This window comes from Roseixanthobacter psychrophilus, from assembly GCF_043195195.1.
GTDB lineage: Bacteria > Pseudomonadota > Alphaproteobacteria > Rhizobiales > Xanthobacteraceae > NCEH01.
Genome location: NZ_JBAFWT010000042.1, coordinates 1 through 20,092, shown reverse-complemented (window position 1 = coordinate 20,092; position 20,092 = coordinate 1). Strand labels below are relative to the sequence as shown.

Annotated in this window: 12 protein-coding genes and 4 pseudogenes; 6 read left to right on the top strand and 10 right to left on the bottom strand. The window is 65.3% G+C overall.

Annotation, left to right across the window (positions count from 1 at the left end):
* Positions 1–127: 127 nt before the first annotated feature.
* Positions 128–3,103 carry a Tn3 family transposase gene (locus tag V5F77_RS23920; protein WP_429007749.1) on the top strand — a complete coding sequence of 992 codons (2,976 nt, stop codon included), beginning with the start codon at positions 128–130 and terminating at the stop codon, positions 3,101–3,103.
* Between the two features lie 20 nt (positions 3,104–3,123).
* On the opposite strand, the gene V5F77_RS23915 is transcribed toward V5F77_RS23920, so the two are convergent.
* Entirely contained in the window at positions 3,124–3,474 is a 351-nt protein-coding gene (locus V5F77_RS23915; protein WP_429007748.1) for a hypothetical protein, read from the bottom strand.
* On the opposite strand from V5F77_RS23915, the gene V5F77_RS23910 reads away from it, so the two are divergent.
* The gene (locus V5F77_RS23910) at positions 3,452–3,643 is read left to right on the top strand and encodes a PepSY domain-containing protein (protein ID WP_429007747.1); all 192 of its coding nucleotides are present in this window, start codon (positions 3,452–3,454) and stop codon (positions 3,641–3,643) included. The genes V5F77_RS23915 and V5F77_RS23910 overlap by 23 nt on opposite strands.
* Before the next feature lie 252 nt (positions 3,644–3,895).
* On the opposite strand, the gene V5F77_RS23905 is transcribed toward V5F77_RS23910, so the two are convergent.
* From V5F77_RS23905 to V5F77_RS23885, 5 genes and pseudogenes are all read right to left on the bottom strand, one after another.
* The gene (locus V5F77_RS23905; RefSeq protein ID WP_429007746.1) at positions 3,896–4,171 is read right to left on the bottom strand and encodes an SHOCT domain-containing protein; all 276 of its coding nucleotides are present in this window, start codon (positions 4,169–4,171) and stop codon (positions 3,896–3,898) included.
* A complete protein-coding gene (locus V5F77_RS23900; RefSeq protein ID WP_429007745.1) occupies positions 4,168–4,653 on the bottom strand; it encodes a hypothetical protein in 486 nt (161 codons plus the stop codon). The genes V5F77_RS23905 and V5F77_RS23900 overlap by 4 nt, the downstream gene beginning before the upstream one ends.
* A 79-nt stretch (positions 4,654–4,732) precedes the next feature.
* Complete coding sequence (locus V5F77_RS23895) at positions 4,733–5,056, bottom strand: hypothetical protein (protein ID WP_429007744.1); 324 nt, start codon at positions 5,054–5,056, stop codon at positions 4,733–4,735.
* A gap of 139 nt (positions 5,057–5,195) precedes the next feature.
* Entirely contained in the window at positions 5,196–5,558 is a 363-nt protein-coding gene (locus tag V5F77_RS23890) for a DUF2946 family protein (RefSeq protein WP_429007743.1), read from the bottom strand.
* A 329-nt stretch (positions 5,559–5,887) separates the two neighbouring features.
* A pseudogene (locus tag V5F77_RS23885) lies at positions 5,888–6,877 on the bottom strand (IS5 family transposase).
* Between the two features lie 478 nt (positions 6,878–7,355).
* On the opposite strand from V5F77_RS23885, the gene V5F77_RS23880 reads away from it, so the two are divergent.
* Positions 7,356–8,171, top strand: coding sequence for a sulfotransferase family protein (locus V5F77_RS23880; RefSeq protein ID WP_429007742.1), 816 nt, complete (start codon positions 7,356–7,358; stop codon positions 8,169–8,171).
* A 182-nt stretch (positions 8,172–8,353) separates the two neighbouring features.
* Positions 8,354–16,741 (top strand): autotransporter-associated beta strand repeat-containing protein, encoded by an 8,388-nt coding sequence (locus V5F77_RS23875; protein WP_429007741.1) that lies wholly within the window; start codon positions 8,354–8,356, stop codon positions 16,739–16,741.
* Positions 16,742–17,025: 284 nt separating this feature from the next.
* Here the strand turns inward: V5F77_RS23875 and V5F77_RS23870 are convergent.
* From V5F77_RS23870 to V5F77_RS23855, 4 genes and pseudogenes are all read right to left on the bottom strand, one after another.
* A pseudogene (locus V5F77_RS23870) lies at positions 17,026–17,160 on the bottom strand (IS3 family transposase); the annotation flags it as partial.
* A gap of 315 nt (positions 17,161–17,475) precedes the next feature.
* Positions 17,476–17,670: pseudogene (locus V5F77_RS23865) on the bottom strand (IS256 family transposase); the annotation flags it as partial.
* Between the two features lie 11 nt (positions 17,671–17,681).
* Positions 17,682–17,768 (bottom strand): annotated as a pseudogene (locus V5F77_RS23860) (enoyl-CoA hydratase); the annotation flags it as partial.
* Between the two features lie 144 nt (positions 17,769–17,912).
* Positions 17,913–18,791 carry a helix-turn-helix transcriptional regulator gene (locus V5F77_RS23855; protein WP_429007740.1) on the bottom strand — a complete coding sequence of 293 codons (879 nt, stop codon included), beginning with the start codon at positions 18,789–18,791 and terminating at the stop codon, positions 17,913–17,915.
* Between the two features lie 285 nt (positions 18,792–19,076).
* Between V5F77_RS23855 and V5F77_RS23850 the strand changes: the two genes are divergently transcribed.
* Positions 19,077–19,391: a GCG_CRPN prefix-to-repeats domain-containing protein gene (locus V5F77_RS23850; RefSeq protein WP_429007739.1), complete on the top strand. Its 315-nt coding sequence runs from the start codon at positions 19,077–19,079 to the stop codon at positions 19,389–19,391.
* Positions 19,392–19,451: 60 nt separating this feature from the next.
* Positions 19,452–19,922, top strand: coding sequence for a Spy/CpxP family protein refolding chaperone (locus tag V5F77_RS23845; RefSeq protein WP_429007738.1), 471 nt, complete (start codon positions 19,452–19,454; stop codon positions 19,920–19,922).
* Positions 19,923–20,092: the final 170 nt, after the last annotated feature.

The following is a 20,092-nucleotide window of genomic DNA, read 5'->3' as shown; positions in this document are numbered from 1 at the left end:
CTCGCGATTTCCGCGGCAGTGCGTCTGATCCCAGTGGATAACGGTGCCAGCAGGATCGCTGCTGTTTCCACATCCGGTCAGTTCGGCAACATTCAGCGGTAGTTGGTGCTGTATGCGGAGTTGAGCAGTGGCCAGGCGCACGATTCTCAAAGCTCAGGATCGACGGCAGCTTTTCGACATTCCGGCTGATGAGGACAGCCTGATCCGACACTATTCATTGTCCGCCGCTGATCGCCTCGAGATTGATCTGCGCAGACGCGAGCATAATAGGCTCGGCTTTGCTGTTCAGCTTTGCGTTATGAGACATCCGGGCCGGGTGCTGGCGGCCGGCGAAATTCCGCCGCGTGCGATGCTGAAATATGTCGCCGACCAGATCGGTGCCGATCCCCCTGTGTTCCCAACCTATGCCCGGCGGGAAGAGACGCGTCGCGATCACATTGCGCGCCTGATGAGCTATCTCGGCGTCAGAAGCGCGACATCTCAGGATCGTCGCGCGGGGCTGTTATCGGCAATTGAGGCGGCCGCGATGTCCGACAGCGGCGCTTCGATTGTAAACGCCATTGTCGCCACGCTGCGAGAACGCGGAGTACTGTTGCCGGCGGCGGAGATCATCGAGCGAATGGGGTTTGCGGCTCGCGCCATAGCTCGCCGCCGCGCCGAGGGTGCGCTTATCGAAGGTCTGGCACCAGAGAAACTGCAGGAGCTCGACAAGCTGCTCGAGGTTGATGCGGCGATCGGTCAGACCCGCTTCCATTGGTTGCGGTCGGCGCCTGAAGCGCCCGCGGCTTCGAATCTGGTTGGACTCACTGAACGGATTGCCTTCCTGCGCACGTTCGGAATTGATCCCGGCTTCCGGGCGCGCGTGGCTTCCGGGCGGTGGGACCAAATGGTCCGCGAGGGCAAGGCCACGCCAGCGTGGCTGGCCAACGACTTCAATGCAAGTCGTCGTCACGCCCTGATCGTCGCGCAGGTCATCAAACTCGGTGAGAAGCTGACCGACGATGCCGTGACCATGTTCATCAAGCTGATCGGGCGGCTGTTCTCGCAGGCTAACAGCCGTAAGAAACGGCGGCATATGGACCACCGGACAGACACCTCCAAGGCCCTGCGCATGTTCCTCGATACGATAACAGCGCTGCAGTCGGCCAACGATCGGGGTCAGGACGCACTCGAAGTACTCGACCAGAAGGTCGGTTGGCACCGGCTGCTGCGGATGAAACCGGAGCTTGCAGCAATGGTCGAGGAAAATGAGGTATCCCCGCTGATGCTGGCGGCCGAGCAGTATAAGGGCGTCCTCAAATACGCGACGGCGTTCCTAACGACCTTTACGTTCCGTTCGGCGCGCCGCCACGATTCCCTGCTCACAGCCGTTGCCATGCTCCGAAGGCTTCATTCGGAGGGACGGCGTGCACTGCCCGAGCGTGTTCCGACCAGCCATCTCAGTCCAACCGATCGAAAACTAATCTTTGGGCAGCAGAAGCCTGATCGCCGGCTCTATGAGATAGCCACGCTCGCCGCATTGCGCGAGCGCCTTCGCTCGGCGGATATATGGGTAGAGGGCAGCCGCTCGTTCCGCCCGATCGACGAGCACCTCATGCCGCGATCTACGTTCACCACGATGAAGGAAGAGGATCGGCTTGGCCTTGGTGTGGGCGGTGACGGCGCCGTCTGGCTGAACGAAGTAATGCAGGTGCTGGATTTCAATCTGAAGCGCCTGGCTTATCGCGCTCGCGCTCGTAACCTCGAGGGGGTTCGTCTGGAAGCGGGAACGCTGATCGTGACGCCGACCGTCGGCGACGTTCCTGCGGCAGCCGAAGAACTGAACGCGGAGATCAGCGAGATGTATCCGCTGGTCGAAGTTCCTGATCTCCTCAGGGAAGTGCATGAGTGGACGGGCTTTGCCGATCATTTCACACATGTCCGCACAGGCGACACCCCACGGAATGTCTCTGCCATGCTGGCCGGCATCCTGGCCGATGCAACCAATCTCGGTCCGAAGCGGATGGCCGGCGCATCCAAGGGCATCAGCGCCCATCAGATTGGCTGGATGCGCACCTTCCATGCCCGATCAGAAACCTATCGCGCCGCCCAGGCCTGCATCACCGACGCCCATACGGGTCACCCGCATTCCCGCCTGTGGGGCAACGGAACGACCGCGTCGTCCGACGGACAGTTCTTCCGTGCGAGCGACCGAGCGGCAAAACGCGGCGATGTCAATCTGCACTATGGCAGCGAACCGGGATCGAAATTCTACAGCCACTTGTCGGATCAGTACGGCTATTTCAGCATCCTGCCCATTAGCCCCACGGAAAGCGAAGCGGCCTACGTGCTCGATGGCCTATTTGACCAGGATACGCTCCTGGATATCCAGGAGCATTTTACTGACACTGGTGGCGCGAGCGATCACGTCTTCGGGCTGTTCGCCTTGATCGGCAAGCGCTTCGCCCCTCGGTTGCGCAACCTCAAAGATCGAAAGTTCCACACGTTCGAGAAGGGCGATGCCTACCCGGCGCTGACGAGCCACATCGGAGCACCGATCAACACCGCGTTGATCCTTGATCATTGGGATGACCTGCTGCATCTGGCAGCGTCGATCACGACGCGCGCCGTCGTTCCCTCGACGGTTCTGAAGAAGCTCTCGGCGTCTCCAAAGGAAAGCCAGTTGGCCAAGGCGCTGCGGGAACTCGGCCGGATCGAGCGATCACTGTTCATGATCGAATGGTATTCGAGCCCGGCCTTGCGCCGGCGGTGTCAAGCCGGCCTCAATAAGGGCGAGGCAGCGCACAAGCTCAAACGCGCGGTGTTCTTCCACGAGCGCGGAGAAATCCGTGACCGGTCATTCGAGAGCCAGGCATTCCGCGCATCTGGCCTCAATCTCGTCGTCAGCGCTATCGTCCATTGGAACACGGTCTATCTTGACCGCGCTGCCAACCACCTGCGGATGGCGCGTCGGACTATCCCAGATGACCTTCTCAAACATATTTCGCCGCTCAGTTGGGAACACATCAACCTCACAGGCATCTACGCTTGGGATTCTGAGCACCAGATGCCCGAAGGCTTCAGGTCGCTCAGGCTGCCAGCACTAATCCGACGGGCGGCATGATGTTCATGCTCCGTTCGCCCTTAGCGTACGATTTTGAGCAGCTCTTGTTCTGATCCCTCAATGTCAGCGAGGGGCGGGCCATCGATGATGGTCTCCAGCGCCTTCACCCCGGGATAATAGTTCAACGCGGTGACGGTGCCGTCCACGTGCCGGCCGGCACCGACCCGGCGCAGGAGCACAATGATAGCAGCCGCCGTTCCCCAGGCGAGCAGTACCGCTATCACCATGCCCAGGGGCGAGATCCAGTCGCGGAAATTGAGCAGCACCACCGCGTGAAAGGCCAGCACGAGATAGGCCAACGCCCGAAGCCGGTGGGTCTTGAAGAACACCCGGTAAGGAAAATAGCGGATGAGCGCGAGCACGATCAGCACGACAGCTGTGGCCTGCCTCGGGACAGAGCCAGCACCGGCCGACCGCGACTGCCGCGTTCCCCTGGCCGACTGGCAGCCCCGCGAGGCCCTTCAGAAGAAGCTGGAGGCCGAAGGCTGGACGGTGATGTCCATCCGCACCGACGTAGCTCGGCGTCGTCGTCCACGATGAGGACATGGCATTCGGGTGACACGGGTGACACGCTCCTGAGCAGCATCGCGGGGGCGGCTGGCAAGCTCTTCGTCGCCGCATGAAGGTATCGCGATTCTTGAACCCAGCCGTATCGTCCTTCCCCTATGGAATGGTCCAGCTTATCGCTGGCCGGAAATCAGCGGCAGCCATCATGCGCGAAACGTCAATTGATCGGTTGAAGGAGCGCCGGCCCTCCGTCAGGCCGGCGCGTTTTGACGGTACGCCTGCTGGTCAGGCGGCCATATCCTTCTTCTTCTGGAGGTACTCCTCCCGGTTGATTTCGCCGCGGGCGTAGCGTTCCTCCAAGACATCGAGGCCAGCTGATCGCTGCGGTGGTTGATGGGACGGCAGATAATGCACCCCGGACGGACCTGCGGAGCGCACCAGCCAGACCACCAGCGCCACGATGGCGATCAGGATGACGAGCCAGATGATCATGCCGAAGCCTCCGTAATCGCCCATCATGCCCCAATGCGGTCCGTATCCGTAGCCATATCCCATGGTCATTGCTCCGGTTGCACAAAGCCGTTGTGGCGGTTGAAGTCAAGGCGCTGCACCAAGGCGTCCTTTTCCTTGGTGAGGATTTCCGCGACGATGGTGTCCGCGTCCTTTTCCTTGACGTCGCCCACCTTCAGGTTCGGATTGCGGATCATCTGCGCCAGATAGGTCTTCACCTGATCGATGCTCAGATCGAGGTCACCGCGGTTCCCGTAATAGCCGCCATACCCCATCATTGCGGGGCCGTGGCCCTGCATCATCCAGCCGGGCCCGTAGCTGCCACCATACCCCATCATGCCGGGTCCCATCATGCCCGCGCAAGGCTCGTAGCCGCCCGTGCCCCAGCCGGGGCCATAGCCGCCGCCCATCCTTCCCTGGCCCGGTCCATAGCCCCCCATCATGCCGGGGCCGTAATAGGGCTGCGCCTGGGCCGAGCCGGAGGCCGCGAGCGTGAAACCGGCCACCAGAAGGCCGTAACGAAGCTTACGCATGGTGCATCTCCAAGATTTCGCATTTTCGATGTCGCGCCGCGTGCCAACACGGCGCGTGGTTTGATCGCTTCCTGATGGGTCAGTTGCCGCAGGGCTCGTAATAGCCGGTGCCCCTGTCGGCATTGGTCTCATGCCAACATAGCTTCTTGCCGCGGTAGACTTGGCCGCCGCCGGCTGGGCCGCCTTGATAGCTGCGGCCGTCGGGGCCATATCCGTACATCATGCCAGGGCCATAGGCGCCACCATAACCGCCCATCATGCCGGGACCCATGCCCCAGCCTGGGCCGTAGCCACCGCCACCGCCACTCCCACTCCCACTCGTCGTACCGGGTTCGTGGGCCTGGGACGGAACGCTGATGGCCAGCGCTGCCGCAGCGATCGCGAGCCATAAGATCTTGCGCATTTTGGATTCTCCCCAAGCATCGCGCCGTCGATCAGACGCGACGCGGCGATGGTCATTGCCGAATGAAACGGGATGGCGCTGACTGCGCAGCCGTGCAGACAAACACCGCCATGCCGCGTCGCGCGGGCGACGCGGTCATTCAGGCGATCGGCTTGGGGATATGGGGATCGAGGGCGACGGGCCGGCCGACGAGATCATGCTGCGTGGTGTAGAAAATGGCATCCGCGTAGGCCAACGCCAGCGGCACCGCAGTGACGCCGGGAAGCAGGCTCACCATCGAGCACCGCGCGCAGCATTTGAGGTGATTGTGCAGGGGGTCGTGGTGTCGGCCGCCATGCTTCACGCCCGCGGCGGCATGGTCCGCGTGGGCAACACAATCCGCCATGCTAGAGGCTGCCACATGGCCTTGCGCGCCCGCTACCCAGGCTCCCGATGGATCAATCTCAGCATAGTCCATCATCCCGTTGAAAACGAGAGCCAGCGCAATCAGCCAAATGCTCATTCGATACATGCGACGAACGCCACGCCATTGCTGCCGGGCACATCTAACAGAACATGTCCGCTCTTACTAGATGCCGTAATGGGCCGGCGTCTCGCGAGTAGCCGTTTTGGGTGGCTGTCCCTCAGAATGATGGTGTTGGAAGTGGGTCAAAGAGATCGGCCCCAGGCCTCATGGGCACCTCGATATATGCGTCGGCGCGGCCCGTCTTGGGCCATCGAAAGCCCCCGATGGCCGCTGATCGCCCGAATGGGCGCCACTCGACGGCGGTTTTCGGTTGTTTTTGTCTGTTCAGCCGCTGTCCGGACGCACATCTCCTGTAACCGTCTCGCTCACGTCGGCCCGCGTGCGGCAGCCAGCCCGTCCAGCTGCACCGCCCGGCGCATGGTTGTAGGCCAGGTTCTTCAGCCCGATCCGCGCCTTGGCGCGGGCGATCCCGATGCTGCGCACCAGCGTGCCGCCCATGTCGTTGGTCTGCGCACCGAACACGTGCTCGACCCGGGCGCGAACTTTCGAGCGGGTCTTGTTGCCCTGTTGCTCGCGCTTGGTGAGCGGACGGGTGCGATGGGCCTTGCGGTGGATCCGGCTCTTCAGGCCGCGGTCTTCGAGTTTTCGTTCGATCTCGGCCGACCGGTACGCGCTGTCCGCCCAGACGTCCGAGGCCGTGTTGTCGTCATCCAGCACGTCGTCAACGACCCGGCTGTCGTGGACCGACGCGTCGGTCACCTTGTAGCGCCGGATCAGCTTGTGACGCCGATCGACGTTGACGTGGTTCTTGTAGCCGTAGTGCGACTTGCCGTGCTTCCTGGTCCAGCGCGCATCGGTGTCCTTCTGGCGGGACTTGGCTGGCTTGTCGGCCCAGCCCTCGGGCGTCTCGCCCGCCTTGATTGCCGCATTTTCGTCGCGCCCGTTGCGCTGCTTGGGCACCGGCACGATCGAGGCGTCGATCATCTGCCCGCCCATCGCCAGCCAGCCCTGCGCCTTCAGGTCCGCGTCGAAGGCGTCGAACAGCTCCTCGACGACCTCTGCCTGGACCATCTGCTCGCGGTACAGCCAAACCGTCGTCGCATCCGGCACCGGGTCCTCCAGACCCAGCCCCAGGAAGCGCATGAACGACAGCCGGTCGTGCAGCTGGTATTCGAACTGCTCGTCGGAGAGGTTGTACAGCTCGCACAACACGATCGCCTTGAACATCACGACCACGTCCCACGGCTTGCGGCGCGCCTTGGACTTCCGCTCTTCCGGCCGCCGCCGCCAAACTGGCTCCAGTCCCAGGGCACCATCGCGTTCAGCTTCACCAGCGGATCTGCCTTCGCGTCCAGTCCCGCATAGCGCTTCGAAACGTCGAAGAAGCCATCTGGCCCATCATGAACCCCCGGTCATGCTGCCCACACCGGAAATTCTACCCGGATCCGGCCAGATCGCGACATTTTTCGAGGTGCCCTTAGGTCAGGAGCCTTGGCAGCTTCGTCAGATCGGGTTCCGCCGCGCAGAGCGCGACATTTCCTCTCCTACTCTTTCGGGTAATGGACTATCCCGGCGACCGCATCGCATCATCCCCATCCCGGAGTGCACACGGACCTGCACGTTACGGCATGGCCGCAACGTGCGAATTGTCTTGTGCCGCCGAACTGAGAGCAAATTGTTTGCTTGGGGCTGGAATGGTGCAAATCTCAGCAATTCGTGGTCGGGACGGAAGAGCCAAGAGCGTCACCGTCGAGGGCCGAGCACTGTATCGCTGCTCGCCGTTTACGCCAGCCGCGACTGGGGTAAGTAGAAGCAATCGGCACGCGAGGCGGCATGCAGCACGGCATCCATTTCATCTCCGGCCTGCCGCGGGCGGGCTCGACGTTGCTGGCCGGCATTCTGCGCCAGAATCCGCACGTCCATGCCGCCATGAGCAGTCCGGTCGGTGCGCTGTTCACAGCCCTGCTCAGGCAGATGAGCCAAGAGAACGAGTTCGCCCTGTTCATCGAGGAGGCGCAGCGCGAGGCCATCCTCGCCGGCGTGTTCGAGAGCTATTACCGGGATATCCAGGCGGAGAAGCTGGTGTTCGACACCAATCGCCTGTGGTGCAGCAAGCTGCCGGCCCTGGCGGCGCTGTTCCCGGACGCGAAGGTGATCGCCTGCGTGCGCGACATACCCTGGGTGCTCGACAGCCTGGAGCGGCTGATCCGGCGCAACAAGTTCGAGCCGTCCAAGATCTTCAACTTCGAGCCCGGTGGCACGGTCTACAATCGGGTGGATGGGCTGCTCGGAATGAACGGCATGGTCGGCTTCGCCTTCAACGCGCTCAAGGAAGCCTATTACGGGGAGCAGACGGACCGGCTCATGCTGCTGACCTACGAGACGCTGACGCGTGCGCCGGCCAAGGCGATGGCGGCGGTCTACGACTTCATCGGCCAACCGCTGTTCGCCCATGACTTCGATCACGTTGACTACGCTGAGGAGGAGTTGGACGCGCGGCTCGGCACGCCGGGCCTGCATCGTGTCGCCGCCAAAGTGCAATACGTCGAGCGGCAGACCATCCTGCCGCCCGACCTGGTCCGTCGAGTAGAGAACGACGCCTTCTGGAGCGATACCAAGCGCAATCTGCGCGGCGTACGGGTGGTATAGCGGTGGCACCGCGCCCCAAGCCCCATTTGGACCGGTCGGACGCTCCAATCACCCCTACGCATGGGCGAATTGACACCGCCGTTCGCCAGGCACGGTTCGTAGAAATCTCGCATGATCCTTCCGACCGCGCGCGCCGGCTGAGGCGGGCGCTCATCGGCACGACGGCGCTGGTTGCCGTCGCTTTGGTCGGGACTCTCCTCATCGTGCCGGCGGCGCCGGTCTTCGCCGACGGCGGCACCGGCGGCGCCAGCAGCCACGGCAACCCCGGCGGCCCGGGGGGGACTGACAGCGCGACAGGCACCGGCGGCAACGGCTTCACTTACGCCAACAACGGCTACGGCGGCGGCGGCGGCGGCGGCGGCGGCGCCGGCGTCACCGGCGGCTATGGCGGCACCGGCTCCTATGACGGCACCGGCGGCACTCCCGGCGCCGCCGGCCTTCCCGGCGCCGCCGGCGGTGGCACCGGCGGCAATGGCGGCGACGGCAGCGAAGGCGCTGGCGGCGGCGGCGGTGGGGGTGGGGCGCACGGCTTTTATGGCAGCGCGCTGCCGGGCAGCGATGCGACCGGCGGCAATGGCGGCAATGGCGGCCGGGGCAGCGGCGCGGTCTTTTATCACAGAGGCGGCGGCGGCGGCGGCGGCGGCGGCGGCTTCGGCCTGGTCGTCACCGGTTCGGGTTATCTCGGCCTGATCGGCTTCGACATCACCGGCGGTCGCGGCGGCTATGGCGGTGGCGGCCAGGGGGGCGCCTCCGGTTACGGCGGCGGGGCCGGTTCCGGCGGCATCGGCCTCGTGCTCACCGGAGGCAGCCAGGTGTGGATCGTCGCCTCCTCGACCATTACCGGCGGCGCCGGCGGCTATGGCGGCATCGCCAACACGGATACCAGCACCAGCGGCGGAGGCGGTGGGGTCGGAATCTACTCGTCTGCCGGCACCACGATCACCAATGGCGGTTATATCAGCGGCGGCACCGGCGGCGCCGGTACCGCCGGCGGTACCGGCGGCTACGGCGGCAGCGGTGGCAGCGGCGGCAGCGGCGTCGTGCTCTCGGGCACTGGAGCCACCCTGACCAATAACCTCACGATCACCGGCGGCACCGGCGGCATCGGAGGCTACGGCGGCGCCGGCGGCATCGATAACGACGGCCTCACCGGCACTCCGGGCGGCAGCGGTGGCGGCGGCGGCAGCGGCGTGCTGCTTTCCGGCACTGGAGCCATCTTGACCAATAGCGGCACGATCACCGGCGGCAACGGCGGCAACGGCGGCAACGGCCACTACGCCGACCGCGGCGGTGATGGCGGCAGTGGCGGCGCCGGCGGCATCGGCGTCGTGCTCTCGGGCACTGGAGCCACCCTGACCAATAACGGCACGATCAACGGCGGTGTCGGTGCCGTCGGCGGCAGCGGCGCCCCCGGCGAGTTCGGTTTCACAAGCTACGGCGCCGACGGCCGCACCGGCGCTGGCGGCGCCGGCGTCGCGCTCGCCAATGGGGCCACACTGATCAATTCCGGCACGATCAACGGCGGCGCGAGCGCTTTCGGCGGCAATGGCGTGTCGGTGAATGGTGGCACCGTGATCAACAGCGGTACGATCAACGGCGGCACGGACCCGCTTATCCCCGGCTATCACGTTGACGCCATCACTTTCGCAGGTGGCGGCAACCGGCTGGAACTGCGTGACGGCTTCGACATCCAGGGCGATGTGAACGCCAATGGCGGAACCGATGACACCCTGGCGCTGGGCGGGACCGCTTATGGGATCTTCGCGGTCGGTTCGATCGGTGCGACCCAGCAATATCAGGGCTTCGAGACTTTCGAGAAGACGGGGAGCGGCACCTGGACGCTGACGGGCACGACGGACGCCGTAACCCCCTGGACGATCAGCCAGGGAACGCTGTCGGTCTCCTCCGACGCCAATCTCGGCGCCACCACCGGTGGGCTGAGCTTCAACGGCGGCACGCTTGAGAACACCTCCACCTTCACCACAGCACGCGCCATCACCCTGGAAGCCGGTGGCGGCACGCTGCAGACCGATGCCGACCTGACAGTGAGCAGCGTCATCGCTGGAACCGGCGGGCTTGCCAAGACCGGGGACGGCACCACCGTGCTGACCGGCATGAATACCTACACGGGCGGCACGAGCATCAGTGCGGGCACGCTGATGGTCGACGGCACGGTCGTCGGCGCCATGAACGTCGCCTCCGGCGGCACGCTCGGCGGCAATGGTACGGTCGGTGGCGTCACGACCGTCGCGTCGGGTGGCACCCTGATCGGTCGGCAGGGCGAGGTCCTCAATTTCGGCAGCGACCTCACCTTGTCCAGTGGATCAAACATCAACGTCTCGCTCGGCGCGCCGGAGAGCACCGGGCTGTTCAACGTGGCCGGCAATCTCACCCTTGCTGGCCAGTTCAACGTCACCGATCTCGGCGGCCTCAGCGTGGGCGTCTACCGATTGTTCGACTATGACGGCAGCCTCACCGACAATGGCCTTGCTATCGGCACGCTTCCGGCCGGCGTCGATTCGAGCGATGTCACCGTGCAGACGGCGGTCGCCAATCAGGTCAATCTGATCAATACCACGGGCGTGACCCTGCGCTTCTGGGATGGCGGCAATCCGGCCAATCAGGACAACAACGAGGTCAATGGCGGCGATGGCGTGTGGACGACGTCGAACGCGAACTGGACCGACGCGAACGGCGCCGCGAACGGGGCATGGAGCAACGACCATTTCGCCATCTTCGAGGGATCGGCCGGCACGGTCACGGTCAGCGGCGCGATCTCGATCGCCGGCATGCAGTTTGCGACCGACGGCTACCAGGTCGAGGGCGATGCGATCACGCTCGCGCGTTCGGAGACCATCATCCGCACGGGCGTTGGCAGCTACAGCGGCGCCAGCGTGACCGCGACCATCGCCTCCGAGCTGACCGGGACAGGCGGCTTGGTGAAGACCGATTTCGGCACCCTGGTGCTGACGGCCGCGAACAGTTACGCCGGCGGCACCATTGTGCGGGAAGGCACATTGCAGCTCGGCGACGGCGGGACCTCGGGCAGCATCGTCGGCGATGTCGCCAACCACGGCACGCTCGCCTTCAACCGCTCTGATACATACACATTTGGCGGCGTGATCAGCGGCACGGGCACGGTGATCCAGGCGGGAACGGGCACGACGGTGCTGACCGGCGCCAACACCTACACGGGCGGCACGGCCATCAACGCCGGCACGCTGCTGGTGTCGGCCGACGACAATCTCGGCGCGGCGGCCGGCGGCCTTGCCTTCGACGGCGGCACGCTGGAGAACACGTCGGCCTTCACGACGGCGCGCACCATCGCCCTGGCTGCCGGTGGCGGCACCTTCAACACCGCCGCCGATCTCACCGCAAGCGGCGTCATCTCCGGCACCGGCGCGCTCACCAAGACCGGCGCCGGCACCCTGACGCTGACCGGCGATAACGCCTATGCCGGCGGCACGACCATCAGCGCCGGCACGCTGCAGCTTGGCGATGGCGGCACCTCGGGCTCGATCATCGGCGATGTCACGAACAACAGCGTCCTCGCCTTCAACAGCTCCGACGATCTCAGCTACGGCGGCGTGATCTCCGGCAGCGGCGCCCTGCAGCAGAACGGTACGGGCACGACGATTCTCACCGCGGACAACACCTACGCGGGCGTCACCACCATTACTGCCGGCATGCTACAACTCGGCAATGGCGGCACGTCGGGCTCGATCGTCGGCGACATCGTCAACAACGGCGTCCTTGCTTTCGACCGCTCCAACGATCTCAGCTACGCTGGCGCGATCTCCGGCACCGGCTCGCTCTCCAAGTTCGGCGCCGGCACGCTGACGCTCACCGCTGCCAACACCTACAGCGGCGGCACGATCATCGACGCGGGCACACTGTCGATCTCCTCGGACACCAACCTTGGCAATGCATCGGGCAGCCTGATCTTCAATGGCGGCACGCTTGAGAACACCTCCGCCTTCACTACGACGCGCGCCATCACCCTGGCTGCCGACGGCACCTTGCGCACCACCACCGATCTCACCGCCTCCGGCGTCATCTCGGGTGCCGGCGCGCTCACCAAGACCGGCGCCGGCACGCTGACGCTGACCGGCGCCAACAGCTATACTGGTGGCACGACCATCGGCGCGGGGACGCTGCAGATCGGCGACGGCGGGACGTCGGGCTCGATCACCGGCAATGTCGTCAACAACGGCGTGCTGGCCTTCAACCTGTCCAATACGCTCACCTTTGCCGGCGCCATCTCCGGCAGCGGCGCCCTGCAGCAGAACGGCACCGGCACCACCCTCCTCACCGGCGCCAGCACCTATACCGGCGCAACGGCCGTCAACGCCGGCACGCTGGTCGTGAACGGCTCGATCGGCACCGGCCCGGTCAGCGTCGCCAATGGCGCCACGCTGACGGGCGCAGGCAGCATCGGCGGCGCGGTGAATGTGCAGGACGGCGGCACCCTCGCCGGCACGAACGGATCGACGCTGGGCATGGGGGCGCTCGCGCTCAACGCGACCTCGAACGTCGATGTCGTGCTCGGCGCGCCGAGCGGCACCCTGTTCGACGTTAGCGGCGACCTGACGCTCGACGGCACGCTCAACCTTACCGGCGCCCCCGGCTTTGGCACGGGCGTGTACCACCTGATCGAATATGGCGGCAGCCTCACCGACAACGGACTGGCGCTCGGAAGCCAGCCGCTCGATTTCACGACCGCGATCAACACCGCCACCGCCCAGCAGGTGAATCTCACGGTCTACGCCGATCCCACCAGGACACAGTTCTGGCAAGGCGGCTCGGACCCGGTCGGGGGCAGCGGCACCTGGACCGCGACCGGCACCAACTGGCTGAACGCGGACGGCAGCATGTCCACGCTCTGGGGCGGGGTGCAGGGGATTTTCCACGGCACGCCCGGCACGGTGACGGTCGAAGGCACGCAGGCCTTCGAGAGCCTGGAATTCGTCGTCGACGGCTACAGCCTCGTCGCCGGCAGCGGCGGCGCGCTGGCCCCGACGGGCATGGCGCACCTATGGGCCGAAGGCGCACGCACGACCGCGACCCTCGCCACCCCGATCACCGGCGCGGGCGGCATCGTCAAGATCGGGGCCGGCACCATCGTGCTCACAGCGAACAACACCTATGCTGGCGGCACGGCCGTCCACGCCGGCACGCTGTCGGTGTCGGCGGACAACAATCTCGGCGCGGCGACCGGCGGCCTTGCCTTCGACGGTGGCACGCTCGAGAACACGTCGGCCTTCACGACGGGGCGCGCCATCACGCTGAACAGCGGCGGCGGCACCTTGCGCACCACCACCGATCTCACCGCCTCCGGCGTCATCTCGGGTGCCGGCGCGCTCACCAAGACCGGCGCCGGCACGCTGACGCTGACCGGCGCCAACAGCTATACTGGTGGCACGACCATCGGCGCGGGGACGCTGCAGATCGGCGACGGCGGGACGTCGGGCTCGATCACCGGCAATGTCGTCAACAACGGCGTGCTGGCCTTCAACCTGTCCAATACGCTCACCTTTGCCGGCGCCATCTCCGGCAGCGGCGCCCTGCAGCAGAACGGCACCGGCACCACCCTCCTCACCGGCGCCAGCACCTATACCGGCGCAACGGCCGTCAACGCCGGCACGCTGGTCGTGAACGGCTCGATCGGCACCGGCCCGGTCAGCGTCGCCAATGGCGCCACGCTGACGGGCGCAGGCAGCATCGGCGGCGCGGTGAATGTGCAGGACGGCGGCACCCTCGCCGGCACGAACGGATCGACGCTGGGCATGGGGGCGCTCGCGCTCAACGCGACCTCGAACGTCGATGTCGTGCTCGGCGCGCCGAGCGGCACCCTGTTCGACGTTAGCGGCGACCTGACGCTCGACGGCACGCTCAACCTTACCGGCGCCCCCGGCTTTGGCACGGGCGTGTACCACCTGATCGAATATGGCGGCAGCCTCACCGACAACGGACTGGCGCTCGGAAGCCAGCCGCTCGATTTCACGACCGCGATCAACACCGCCACCGCCCAGCAGGTGAATCTCACGGTCTACGCCGATCCCACCAGGACACAGTTCTGGCAAGGCGGCTCGGACCCGGTCGGGGGCAGCGGCACCTGGACCGCGACCGGCACCAACTGGCTGAACGCGGACGGCAGCATGTCCACGCTCTGGGGCGGGGTGCAGGGGATTTTCCACGGCACGCCCGGCACGGTGACGGTCGAAGGCACGCAGGCCTTCGAGAGCCTGGAATTCGTCGTCGACGGCTACAGCCTCGTCGCCGGCAGCGGCGGCGCGCTGGCCCCGACGGGCATGGCGCACCTATGGGCCGAAGGCGCACGCACGACCGCGACCCTCGCCACCCCGATCACCGGCGCGGGCGGCATCGTCAAGATCGGGGCCGGCACCATCGTGCTCACAGCGAACAACACCTATGCTGGCGGCACGGCCGTCCACGCCGGCACGCTGTCGGTGTCGGCGGACAACAATCTCGGCGCGGCGACCGGCGGCCTTGCCTTCGACGGTGGCACGCTCGAGAACACGTCGGCCTTCACGACGGGGCGCGCCATCACGCTGAACAGCGGCGGCGGCACCTTGCGCACCACCACCGATCTCACCGCCTCCGGCGTCATCTCGGGTGCCGGCGCGCTCACCAAGACCGGCGCCGGCACGCTGACGCTGACCGGCGCCAACAGCTATACTGGTGGCACGACCATCGGCGCGGGGACGCTGCAGATCGGCGACGGCGGGACGTCGGGCTCGATCACCGGCAATGTCGTCAACAACGGCGTGCTGGCCTTCAACCTGTCCAATACGCTCACCTTTGCCGGCGCCATCTCCGGCAGCGGCGCCCTGCAGCAGAACGGCACCGGCACCACCCTCCTCACCGGCGCCAGCACCTATACCGGCGCAACGGCCGTCAACGCCGGCACGCTGGTCGTGAACGGCTCGATCGGCGCATCGAGCCTGCTCACGGTCGATGCCGGCAGTCTTGTCGGCGGCACCGGCACGCTGCCCGCGACCACGATCAACGGCGGCACGCTGGCGCCCGGCAACTCGATCGGGACGATCAACGTGCAGGGAAATCTCGCGCTCTCGGCCACGGCGACCCAGCAAATCGAAGTCTCCGCGACCGCCGCCGACCGCACCAATGTCAGCGGCGCGGCGACGCTCGGTGGCACCGTGCAGGTGGCGGCGACGCCCGACGATTACGGACCCCACACCAGCTACACCATCCTGCACGCCGACGGCGGCGTGAGCGGGACCGAGACGCTGTCGACGACGGTCAACTCCGTGTTTCTCGATCCGACGCTCAGCTTCGACGCCAACAACGTCTTCCTGAATCTCACGCAGCTGCCGTTCAGCTCGGCGGCGTGGACGCCGAACCAGCGCGCGGTCGCTAATGCGCTGCAGGTAAGCGGCACCCACAGCGCGCTCGGCGCCGCCGTGTTCAATCAGGCCACCGGCGCGGGCGCCCGGCAAGCCTACGATGCGCTGTCGGGCGAGGTGCATGCGAGCGCGGCGGGCGTGATGCTCGACGAGTCGCGTTACGTGCGCGACGCGGTGCTCGGGCGGGCACGGCAGGCTTACGGTAACGTCCCCGACCCGCTGGCGGCGCTCGGGCCTGAGGTGCCGACCGTCACCTTTGCACCGGAGACGCCGCAAAGGTCTGCCGCGCTGGGTTACGAGGCAGCCGGTGCGTCGCTGATAGACAAGGCACCGCGCCAGTTCCCCGATGAGCCGGTGTCCGCTGCCTGGGCGCAGGCGATCGGCGCCTGGGGGCGGATCGACGGCGACGGCAATGCCGCCACCCTCGACAGCAGCGTCGGCGGTTTCATCAGCGGGTTCGACGTCACCTTCGCCAACACCTGGCGGCTCGGCCTTGCCGCTGGCTACACGCAGACCTCGCTGGACGTGGATGCCCGTAACTCGTCGGCCTCCATCGACAATGTCCACCTCGCGCTCTACGGCGGCACTCAGCGAGGCCCGTGGGGCCTGCGCGGCGGCGCCGCCTATACCTGGCACCAGCTCGACACAACGCGCTCCGTTACCTTCCCAGGCTTTGCCGAGCTCGCGATCGCCGATTACGACGCCGCCACCGCACAGCTGTTCGGCGAGGTGGGCTATGCCATCACGCTCGGCAGCGCCGCGCTCGAGCCGTTCGCCGGCGTGGCCTATGTCAACCTCCACACCGACAGCTTCACCGAGACGGGCGGCGTCGCGGCGCTTGGTACCGCCGGTCAATCCCTGGACGCGACCTTCACCACACTCGGCCTGCGCGGCTCCGCCCTGCTCGGCGTCGCGAACGGCATGGCGGTGACCGCGCGCGGCACGCTCGGCTGGCAGCACGCTTTCGGCGATGTGACGCCGGAGCTGACGTTTGCCTTCGCGAGCGGCGGCGTGCCGTTCACCATCGCCGGCGTGCCGATCGCGCGCGACGCGGCGGTGGTGGAGGCGGGCCTCGACGTCGCTGTCAGCGCCGATGCCAAGCTCGGCATCGCCTATTCCGGTCAGCTCGCCGACGATGCCTACGACCACGGCGTGCGCGGCAACTTCGTCTTGAGGTTCTGAAAGATAGGACGGCTCGGGAAAACGCTGAATACCCGGAGCTCAAGACGGATCTTCAAACGACGACAGTCAGCTCGTGTCGGTCTCGGTCAAGGCTTGCCGACGTGCAGGGTTGCAGCGCTGCGCTGCAACCCTGCACGTTAGGAGCAAAGACCATGACGACCGCTGTAATCGAAACGACCGCCACAACCGCCGTCGTGGGCGGCGAGCTGTACGCCATTCGACGTGCTGCACTCGCTAGCACTGTCCGATGACCGGACGTTCCGAACTGACATTGCCCCCAACTTCTATCCAGCTGTGAGTTCGCTCTGGCGATTCGATTTAGCCTGTTCAGCGGGGTGAGCGGCGGGATCTGGCGCTGAGCTTCTGGCATTGTTCAGCGTCACATCCCGTCGCGGGTGGAAGGTGGCGGCGAAGGCGGAGGCGGAGGGTGACCGCGAACAAAACCCGCGATCTTGACGGTATCGAATTCGTTCCACGCGCAATATATGAGGCGCATCTCGACCAGATCGGCGGGCTCTTAGCTATTGGCATCCGAGATCGTGCGCTGGCGGTGCAGCGCGCGATCTATTCGGTGGGTGCCGGGTTGCGGCCACCCCGGCTGAGTGACCTAAAGGATACGATGATCGCGGTGGACCTGGCAAAAATTTCTTTTCAGGCGCATGGCACGACCATGGCAGGGGGGATGTCCCGCCCGATGTTGAAAAGAGCGCGGCGGGCGTCGTTGTTTGAGGAGGCTATGCAGCCTCGCGGACAGGGTCAAGGCCGGCGCCGCCGGCGCACTCGGCCTGATGAGCGAGAAGGGCGGCGCGCAGGCTGGGCAACTGCTTGTGGGCCTTCAGTCGGCGGAAGCCCTTGGCGGCTTCGATCATGGCGGCCCCTGTCCAGCGCAGAGCCATGGCCGCATCCCGCCACCGCTTCACGTTGCGGCAGAACATCCCCACATCTCCATCGCCTTCGCCTTGCCGACGATCCGCGTCAGGCGCTGGAAGCCCCCGATGCCCGGCATGACGCCCAGCGAAGAAGGCGGGCTGCCGTAACGCGGCAGAAGCGGCTCGATCGTGGCCCACTGTTCTTCGTTCAACCAGAATAACCGGCTCATGGCGAATCATCCTCCGCGAGCCGCTTGAATTACACCGCCAGCGATGGGTTTAGACCCTAGATCGGCGGATTCTCACCTGGGCCTAGATCGTGAATTGCGACGCGTGATACCCTCACCCCATACATTCTCTCCGAGCCGCCACAGCGGCGGCATGCGGGCAAAGGGGGGGATTGTGTAAGCGATCACCGCGATGGCGAGGCGCCCGTCGGCTCCGATCTTGGCGTGGATTGCCTTCATATGAGCCTTCACGGTGTCGATCCCCACATTGAGGATAGCGGCGATGTCCTCATTGGATTTCCCATTGGCGATCCAGGACGCGACCTCGAGCTGGCGCGGTGTCAGCTCCGGGAAGGCGATGCGCAGGCGATCGGCGGGTGTGAGCGCGGCGAGCGTGCGTTCCTGCGCCTGGCGATAGCAGCGCAGCACGTGCGGCCGAAAGGCGGCCAGCCGATCCCGTGGGGTGTCGCCGAACGGGGGGCGCCCGATTACCCGATGTCCGGTGATGGTCAGGACATAATCGCCATGCCGGATGACGATAGACATGATGTGTCTGGCTCCGAACGGGAGAAAGACCTCTTGGGCGATGGGCAGTGCCAGAAATTCCTCATCGCTGAAGAAATCCGAATCACGCAGCGCCTGCTCGCCGAAGAAGTCGGCGTCGAAACTCCAGAAGGCATGGGAGTGCATGTGGCGCGCGAAGGCTGCCATGGCTGTGGTTCGCCGCGAGAATTCGTCATCGACGGAGAGGACAGAGCGGAACTCGCCGCTCGCATGGTGGAACTCGGAATAGGTTATGACCTCGGCATCGATCAGACGCGCTGTCGCAGCAAATAGGAGCGACGGAAGCTGGAGGAGATCGGCCTCGGCTTCGTACAGGGCAACGATCTCTTGAGACAGCTCCGCGTCATGGGCCTTACCCTTCGGGGTAATGGTCAAATCCATCTTAGACATTGCATCATCACTCATCGAAACTACGCTAGACAATATCGTTCTATGTTACCGCCACGACGGGTGGTAAGCGACCGCTATCTTGCAACGTTAATGGCGCGCCTGTCGATCAACAATGACTTGCGCGAATGATCACACGTTGAAATTGTGTTTATGTTTTTTGCAGTCATAAGGCGTATCATTGACTGTTGACTGCCCCTCCACGTTCGAAGACGTGTCATCATTGCGGATGACGATGATCTTCGATCCCTTCTTGAGGTTGCGCGGGTACACAGCCGAGGATTGAAGATGAAGCCAAATATGAAGCTGATGATGGCGGCAGGCCTGTTGGTGCTGTCTGCCGGTGTTGCCAATGCTTTTCCTGCCCCCCAGCCAACTCAGTCCTCGGGCGCGACGCTGGTAGCTCAGGGCTGCGGCTACGGCGCGTGGCGCGGGCCGTGGGGCCACTGCCGAGACACCCCGTATTACGGCCCCACGCCCGGCGGTGGCTACAAGGTGGCGCCGGCTGGGAACGGCTGCCCGGGCGGCTACTGGCGTGGCCCTTGGGGTCATTGCCGCGACACGATCTATCACGGTCCGCTGCCGGGTGGTGGATGGAAGTGACGTCGCCGCGACGATGGATTTCACGCCCAATCGCCTTTTCCCTGAGATCATGGTGAAGACATGAAGTCTTTGTTGTCCGCCGTTGTGGTTGCCGCAGCCATCGGCACCTCTTCCCTCGCTTTCGCGCAGCAAGCCGCCGAACCGGTCTCGGTTTACAGCGCCGCCGATGCGCGTGCCGTGCTCAATGCGCGCCTTGCCGCTCTGAAAACGGTGATCGAGCTGACACCGGAGCAGGAAAAGCTCTGGCCACCGCTGGAAACCGCGATCCGCAATATCTCTAAGAACGCGGCGCAGCGTCGCCAGGACCACGAAAAGGTCGCGCCGAAGGACTTCCTCGACATTCTGGACGTCGTCGCGGCGGATGATGAAGCGCGTGCAAAGGATCTAAAGCAATTCCTGGCAGCGGCACGGCCGCTGGTGGCCTCCCTCACGCCGGAGCAGAGGCTTCGCATTCCCGCCTTTCTCGGCTTGCGGGAGGGACCGAGGCCTCAACCCTCGAGCGAGATGTGGATCTTTGAAGAGGAGGAATGAGGCGCCAGGTGGTCTGCGTCCCTGAGCCCACGGCTCTTATGGTGTTCGGATCACCCGCTTTGCCCCGGCGGTGAGCACAGGCGGCAGGTTTTGAGGTTCTTCCTCACTTTGTGTGGAGCCGTGGCAGCATTCGTGCCTTCAGCAATTCCGGACCTGCCCTGCCGTACATC